The organism is Protofrankia sp. Cas8, from assembly GCF_963555845.1.
Taxonomy (GTDB): domain Bacteria; phylum Actinomycetota; class Actinomycetes; order Frankiales; family Frankiaceae; genus Protofrankia.
On sequence record NZ_CAUVXI010000253.1, the window covers coordinates 1 to 7,013 of the forward strand.

The 7,013-nt window shown below is 68.1% G+C and carries 8 protein-coding genes; all 8 read right to left on the minus strand.

Annotated elements, in window-relative coordinates; all coding sequences use genetic code 11:
* Positions 1–44 precede the first annotated feature (44 nt).
* Positions 45–962: an SDR family NAD(P)-dependent oxidoreductase gene (locus tag U9977_RS24220; RefSeq protein ID WP_322751592.1), complete on the minus strand. Its 918-nt coding sequence runs from the start codon at positions 960–962 to the stop codon at positions 45–47.
* A 100-nt stretch (positions 963–1,062) separates the two neighbouring features.
* Entirely contained in the window at positions 1,063–1,890 is an 828-nt protein-coding gene (locus tag U9977_RS24225) for an SDR family NAD(P)-dependent oxidoreductase (RefSeq protein WP_322751593.1), read from the minus strand.
* Between the two features lie 68 nt (positions 1,891–1,958).
* Entirely contained in the window at positions 1,959–2,843 is an 885-nt protein-coding gene (locus U9977_RS24230; protein ID WP_322751594.1) for a nuclear transport factor 2 family protein, read from the minus strand.
* Positions 2,840–3,010, minus strand: a complete 171-nt coding sequence (locus tag U9977_RS24235) for a hypothetical protein (RefSeq protein WP_322751595.1) — start codon at positions 3,008–3,010, stop codon at positions 2,840–2,842. The genes U9977_RS24230 and U9977_RS24235 overlap by 4 nt, the downstream gene beginning before the upstream one ends.
* 10 nt (positions 3,011–3,020) lie before the next feature.
* A complete protein-coding gene (locus U9977_RS24240; protein WP_322751596.1) occupies positions 3,021–3,461 on the minus strand; it encodes a nuclear transport factor 2 family protein in 441 nt (146 codons plus the stop codon).
* A 101-nt stretch (positions 3,462–3,562) separates the two neighbouring features.
* Positions 3,563–4,633: an ABC transporter permease gene (locus U9977_RS24245; RefSeq protein ID WP_322751597.1), complete on the minus strand. Its 1,071-nt coding sequence runs from the start codon at positions 4,631–4,633 to the stop codon at positions 3,563–3,565.
* The gene (locus U9977_RS24250) at positions 4,630–6,204 is read right to left on the minus strand and encodes a sugar ABC transporter ATP-binding protein (RefSeq protein ID WP_322751598.1); all 1,575 of its coding nucleotides are present in this window, start codon (positions 6,202–6,204) and stop codon (positions 4,630–4,632) included. Before U9977_RS24250 ends, U9977_RS24245 begins: the two co-directional genes overlap by 4 nt.
* A partial coding sequence (locus U9977_RS24255) for a substrate-binding domain-containing protein (protein ID WP_322751599.1) occupies positions 6,186–7,013 on the minus strand: 828 nt, incomplete at its 5' end. The genes U9977_RS24255 and U9977_RS24250, both read right to left, overlap by 19 nt.

A 7,013-nucleotide genomic window follows, 5' to 3' on the forward strand; every position in this document is an offset into this window, starting at 1 on the left:
CCGGTCGTGCGGTCAGCGGGGAGGAACCAGTTGGACGGCGTACCTCAGGGGGTGTGCATTCCGGGGATGCCGCCCTTCCAGGGCGCGAACCGCTCCGGCATGGGGACCAGCCCGGGATAGGGGTCGCCGACCATCGGCGCCCCCAGCATGGCACCCCAGCCATGATGTCCCGGCTGCACCTGGTAGTAGCCGTTGCCGGCGTTGGTACCGCCGTCAACCAGGAGGTTGAGCCCGGTGATGTAGCTGGAGGCGTCTGAGGCGAGGAACAGCAGCGGCCCGATGAGCTCCTCGGCCCGGCCGACACGTCGCATCGGGGTCCGGCTGGCGACGTACTCCGCTACGCCCAAACCCTCGAGGCCGGGCGCCGTCATCGGGGTCACGATGAACCCCGGCGAGATGGCGTTGACCCGGACGCCCCGGTCGGCCCACTCGCAGCCAAGTTGGTACGTCAGGTTGAGCAGAGCGCCCTTGGCGGCGGTGTAGCCGATGACGCTGAGCTCGTTGGCCCCACTGGCGAGGATCGAGCAGATATTGATGATCGAGCCGGACCCTGCCGCCAGCATGTGCCGGCCGGCGTCCCTGGCAAGCAGGTAGGCGCCGACCATGTCGACGTCGACGATACGGCGGAAGGTTTCCAGGTCGAAGTTCTCCGCAGGCAGGCCCCGAAGATCGGAGATCCCGGCGTTGTTCACCAGAACGTCGATGCAGCCGTAGCTCTCGATCGCCCTGGATACAATCCGCGCCACGTCCTCCTCCTTCGAGACGTCTGCGACCACGGCGGTGGCCTTGACGCCCTTGTGCGTGCAAGCGTCGGCAACCGCTTGGAGGAGTTCGCCGCTGCGGGCGGCGAGGACAAGGTCGGCGCCCGCATCAGCGAGGGCCAGGGCCATGACTTCGCCGAGGCCATAGCTGGCCCCGGTCAGCACGACGACTTTGCCCCGGATGTCAAAAAGGCTGGACATGGATTCCTTCTGTTCTCTTCGGTGCCAGGTTTCCAACAAAGCGGGCGACGACGGGATCGAGATCCCGCCATGGCGCGAGATGCAACGCCGTGAAACGGCCCTACCCGGCGAACCGGCGAGCGAGGCTGCCGTCAGCCATCGCCGCAGCCCGGTCGCGGGCGACATCGATCCAGCCGGGATGGGTGATGATCCAGAACCGCTCGGACCGCACGGCGTCGACGACCATGGCCGCGACCGCGGTCGGGGCAAGGCCTTGCTCACCAAGGAGGCGGGTGGAGCTGGCCGCGAACCGCTCCGCGACAGCGCCGGTTGATTCGGGGACGTTCGCGGGCCGGTTCCGCTCGGCGCGGACGATATTGGTGTTGACAGCGCCGGGGCAGAGCACGCTCGCGTTCACACCCGTCCCCTCACATTCGACGCGCAGGGTCTCGGTGATCGCGACTACGCCGAACTTGGCGACGTTGTACGGGCCGATGCCGGGGTTGGCCTGGAGTCCGGCGGTCGAGGCGGTGTTGATCACATGGCCACGCCTCTGGCGCTTCATGAGCGGCACGAAGGCGCGGATGCCATAGATGACACTCCAGAGGTCCACGTCGACCACCCACCGCCATGTCGCGAGCGGGATGTCCTCGATCAGTCCGGCGGCGACGACGCCTGCATTGTTGTGCAGGACATCGACAGTGCCGTAGTGATCGACAGCCTGGTCGCGAAGACGGGAGACGGACTCGGCGGATGAGACATCGGTGACGACGCCCAGGACATCATGCCCGTCACCGCGCAGTTCGGTTACAGCGTCATCGAGGGCGGCGGCCTCGATGTCTGCCAGCACGACGCGCATGCCCTCCTGCGCGAACGCCGCAGCGACGGCTCGGCCGATGCCGCTGGCCGCACCGGTTACGACAGCGACTCCTCCGCTGAGCTGCTCCATCGTGTTGTCCTCCCATATTCGCGGCGGGTACGGGTTGGCTCGCCTGGACGCGTGTCAACGGATCGCGCTCAGTGATCGGCCGCTGGATCGCTGCGCGGCAGGACCAGCGCCTGGCAGTCCGCAACAACACTGTCCCAGTCCAGGTAGAGACGGACGCTGTGGGCGGCGCCGTCGGCGTCGAGCGTGGCAACCAGCGTCCCTCTGGTCTGTGTCGTGGCATTGTCGAGAGTGAACAGCACCGCGACGACAGCCCCGTCCCCGATGACCCGGCTCACCTCGATCCGACATCGGGAGATGACGGCGGAGAACCGCTCGACGACGTCCAGGACTGGCCCGCGCCCGCTGATCTCGGTATGACCGACGTGAGTGGCGACTGGGTCAGCGCAAAGGTAGCGGCTGGCGGCCGCGGCGGGGTCAGCGCTGAATGCGGTTACCGCCTCACTGACCAGACGGTGGTACCAGTCTGTGCCGCCACGCCATCGGCGGTCGTCGGGTGGAACGGTTCCCCGGCTGGCCGTCGAGTCGGCGCGGCGGTGGGCCCAGTCGAACCACCCGACCTCGTCGACGACCTGACGGACTGCCTGTCCGGCGGCCGGCTCGCCGACCCGCCACCACAGGGCTGCCTGGGCGTACTCGCCGGTCGTCGGGCCCACCACGGTTGTCTCCAGGAACGCCTCCGGCGGATCCACGAGGACGCGGACGAGCTCGTGGCGGTGTTCGGGGACCATCGTGGCGAGCCGCTCTTCGAGCCGGTGGAGCATGTCGATGCCGTCGACCACGGTGGTCCTCGCCATCGACTCCATGTGGATCGACGGGGCGTAGGTCTCGTCGGCCATCTGGTGCGGATCGACCGCCCACAAGTCGGCGAAGCGGATCGCCAGACTCAGGATCTCGGCCCGCTCCCGCCCAGGGTCCGCCCGTTCGCCGGGGATCGGCGCCGTTGCGCCGCTCATGTGCCCGTCTCGACGGCACGGGCCTGTCCAGCAGGCAGGAGCGAAGCGCCAACAGGTGCGAACTGGTCCAGCGTTGCATCGAGCAGTGCCCGCTGTTCGATGTCCAGCATCAGTGAGCCAAACCCCATCGGGGTCACCTCCAGCGGTCCGAGACGTCGAATAGCCATCCGCACCTCCTCAGAAATTTCCCGGCAGCGACGGGAGCGCGGTGAAGCTCCCGTCTGGCAGCCCGCCCCGGTAGGTGGCGGTGAAGCGGCGCTCGGCGAACAGCCAGGCACCCTCCTGCCGGGTGTAACGGTCCTGGTAGCAGCCGATCACCAAACCGTTGACCCCGTCACGGCGGCCCACCTCGAACACCGTCCATGAACCCACAGCGCCGTCGCCCTCCTCGCGGGCGCGACCGTGGCCCACCATCTGCAGCACCGACTCGAAGCTCGCCATGGCCGCCCGCCAGAACGCCACCACCTCGTCGCGGCCACGCAGCAGGCGGTCCGGACCGAGCTGCCACGTGCACTCCTCCGCCCACGTTTCCTCCCAGGCGGCGGCGTCGTTCGCATTGACGGCATCGGAGTAGCGGGCGACGACGTCGGCGATCGCGATGCGGTCCGCGGCATCCATGCTGCTCCCCTTCCTCACGACCGGGAGGTCGACGGCCACTGCTGTCGACGGCCACTACTGTCGGTAACCACTACTGTCGGTAACTAGCCAATGGGTGATCCTCATCCGTCACCAGTCCGGGACGGCACAAGTCCGGCGACGTCCTCGGTGCGGATCGGCGTGGGCTCTGCGACCTCGGGCAGAGGATCGTCGCTGCGCCCGAGGGCGCGGCTCTGGACCAGCCGCTGGCGGTACATGGCGAAGGAGACGGCGCCGACCAGGGCTACCCCGTTGAACATTTCGGCGAGCCATTGCACCCCGGTGATGAGCTGCAGGCCCTTCACGCCGACCGCCAACACGTAGATGGCCAGCATCGTGCCCCACAGGTTGAAGCGACCCGGCTTGATCTGGGTCGAGCCGAGGAAGACTGCGGCGAAGGCGGGCAGGAGCAGGCCGACGCCGAAGGTGAGTGATGGGCCTGTCTGCGACCCATAGAACACGCCGGCGATGCCGCACACCGTGGCCGAGGCAATCATGGAGAACCACGTGTAGCGCCCCACGCTCACGCCGGCCAGGCGCGCCGCCTCCGGATTGCCGCCGCTGGCGTAGAGGTACCGGCCGGCGGGAGTGTGGTCCAGTGCCCACCACACGATCAGGGCCAGGACGAGCAGGTACAGGACGATGATCTGGAACCCTGCCACGCTGAGCCGAGTGAGGTTCAGCCACGACGTCGTCGTCGGCGGAGTGGGCTGGCTCTGCCCGGACACGATGTCCTGCACGGCGGTGATGATGCTTCCCATGCCGAGCGTGGCGATGAAGGAGTTGACCCGGAGGCGGACGATGACGAAGCCGTTGATGACGCCGATCACCACGCAGGCAGCGATGGCAACGGCGATGGCCGGCCACATGCTCCACCCTTGGTCTGTCTGCAGCCACACGCAGATGATGGTGGAGAAGTTGATCGTGGCTCCGACCGAGAGGTCGTAGGCACCTGCCGTGAGCGGGATGAGGACGGCGATCGCGAGCATTGCCGTGACGGCCTGCTGCGAGGCGACGGACTGGACCGTGGCAGCCGTCAAAAACAGGTGCGGCGTCCAGATCCCGAACACGATGACGAACAGGGCCAGCAGGTACAGCCCGCTGAAGCTGTTGAAGCCGAGGTTGATCCTCGGCACGGTAACCCGCGAACTCATAAGCTGACGACCTCCTGCTCGCCGAGGCACGCGTGGGAGATGTTGGCAGTGGTGACGGACGACCGGTGAAGCTCGGCGACGACCCGACCGGTGCGCAGCACCAGCACCCGGTGACAAAGGGCGACCAGTTCCTCAAGGTCGGAGGAGCTGACGAGGATGGTGGACCCGCCGGCGGCGGCGGCCAGGAGCTGGCGGTGCAGCTCGCCCTTGGCGCCTACGTCCACGCCCTGGGTCGGCTCGTCAAGCATGAATACCTTGGGGTGGAGCCGGAGCCACTTGGCGAAAAGCACCTTCTGCTGGTTGCCTCCGCTGAAGTTGGCCAGCGGTCGCTCCGTCGCCCCCGCGGGACGCACGCTCAGCCGCTCGAACCATTGGCGGGCCTCGGCTCGCTCTTCCCCGCGCCGCAGCAACAGGCCGCGCCAGAACTGCCGCAAGTCGGAAATGCTCAGGTTTTCCCGGGCCGACAGGTCCATCATCGCCCCGCTGACCTTGCGGTCGGGCGGCAGGTAGGCCAGGCCGGCGGCGATAGCAGCCCGCGGGTCGTATGGCGGCAGTGGGCGGCCGCTCGCCTCGACGATCCCGGCCAGGCGGGGCAGGGCGCCGAAGACCGTGCCCAGCAGGCTCTCGCGTCCCGACCCGGTGATCCCGGCGAAGCCGATGATCTCGCCCGGCCGGGCGTCGAAGGTCACGCCCCGCACCCCCGAGCCCCGCAGGCCCCGCACGCTGAGGGCGGGGACGACGCTGTCGGTGCCGCGCGGCTCGGGGGCGGGCAGCTCACCCAGCTCGTCACCCACCAGCAGAGTGATGAGCCGCCGCTTGTCAAGCGACGACACGGGCACCGTTGTGACCAGGTGGCCGTCGCGGAGGACGGTGACGTTGTCGGCGACCTGGAAGATCTCGTCCAGCCGGTGGCTGACGTAGAGCACGGCTACGCCGTGCGCCGCGACCCGGCGCACCATGTCGAGCAGCTGGTGCACCTCGTTCTCCGGAAGCGTCGCCGTCGGCTCGTCGAGGACGAGCAGCTTGACCTGGTGGTCGTCCTCACCCTCCAGCGCCCGGGCCACGGCGACGCCCGTGCGCTGGGCGAGCGACAGCGCGGCGACCGGTGTGCGGGGGTCGACCTGGACGCCGACGCGGCGAAGCAGCGCCGTCGCCCGCCGCCGCGTGTCCGCTTCCCTGATCGTCCCGAACCTGCACGCGAACCCGCTGTTCAGGTACAGATTGTCGACCACGGACAGCTGCAGGACGAGACCGAGGTCCTGGTGCACGAAGCGACAGCCCATCTCGTGAGCCGCATGGGCGGACCCGAAGGGCAGTGGCAACCCGTCGATCTCGACCTCGCCGCCGGGGTCAGGGCGATGGTAACCGGCGAGGATCTTGATGACCGTCGACTTGCCCGAGCCGTTCTCGCCCACGAGGGCGTGCACATCACCGGGCTCGATGTCCAGATCGAAGTCCGAGAGGGCGACCGTCCCCGCGAAGGACTTGGTGAGGCCGCGAACCCGAAGGACGGGGCGAGGCGCCGTCGCCCCGCCCTCGTCCAGCGCCGGGCTCAGGCTCCCACGTGCCAAAGCTTCTCCATCTGTGCTGCGTAGTCTGCGGGCTCGTCGTAGGACTCGGACACGGCGAAGTTCTCGTCCTTCACGAGCAACTGGAGAGGCAGCAAGCCCTCGCTGGCAGGGATGGGCGTGCCCTCCAGGTGGCGCAGGACGGCGTCCACCATGGCCCACGCGCTGTAGTTGAGGGCTACGCCCGTGAAGGCCGTCACCGTCCCTGCCTTGATGTCGGTCTCGTTGGTGACGTCGGCCCCCCCGCCAATGATTTTGACGTTCAGGTGCGCCGCCGCGAGCGCCGCGGGGAGGCCGTCCACCCACGGCCCGTTGTCGGTGACCAGCCAGGTGACCTCCGGGTGGCGCTGCAGTGCTGAGACGATAGCCGCCGTCGAGCCGCCGCTGGTCACCTCACTGATGGTGCCCGTGAGCTGCGTGACCGAGCAGCCGGAACAGGACGCCTGCACGTTGGCCCGGAATGCCTGGTCGAAGGCGCCGAGAATCGGGAAGTCCGGCACCTGGAACTGGAGGATCTTGCCCTTCCCATCAGAGTTGACGATGAAGTAGTCGGCCAGCACCTTGGCGGTGGTCTGCACGCTCTCTTCGTTGTCGATGTTGGCGATGATGGTGCTGGTGATCGCCTGTGGCCCGACATGGCCGACCACGATAGGCACGCCGGCCTTCTCGTAGGCAGGCACCTCCGACTGCCACGCGATCCCGGGGATGCCCGTCAGTCCCACAGCGACCGGGTTGTATTGCAGCGCCTGTTCCATACCCGCGATGAGCGTCGCCGGATTTGCCGACTTGTACGGGATCACCTTCAGGTCCCC

What these genes read in the sequence shown, in the direction of transcription:
- U9977_RS24230 (WP_322751594.1), bottom strand. Translation starts at nt 2,843, where the DNA reads ATGAGCGGCGCAACGGCGCCGATCCCCGGCGAACGGGCGGACCCTGGG.
- U9977_RS24245 (WP_322751597.1), bottom strand. Translation starts at nt 4,633, where the DNA reads ATGAGTTCGCGGGTTACCGTGCCGAGGATCAACCTCGGCTTCAACAGC.
- U9977_RS24240 (WP_322751596.1), bottom strand. Translation starts at nt 3,461, where the DNA reads ATGGATGCCGCGGACCGCATCGCGATCGCCGACGTCGTCGCCCGCTAC.
- U9977_RS24220 (WP_322751592.1), bottom strand. Translation starts at nt 962, where the DNA reads ATGTCCAGCCTTTTTGACATCCGGGGCAAAGTCGTCGTGCTGACCGGG.
- U9977_RS24235 (WP_322751595.1), bottom strand. Translation starts at nt 3,010, where the DNA reads ATGGCTATTCGACGTCTCGGACCGCTGGAGGTGACCCCGATGGGGTTT.
- U9977_RS24225 (WP_322751593.1), bottom strand. Translation starts at nt 1,890, where the DNA reads ATGGAGCAGCTCAGCGGAGGAGTCGCTGTCGTAACCGGTGCGGCCAGC.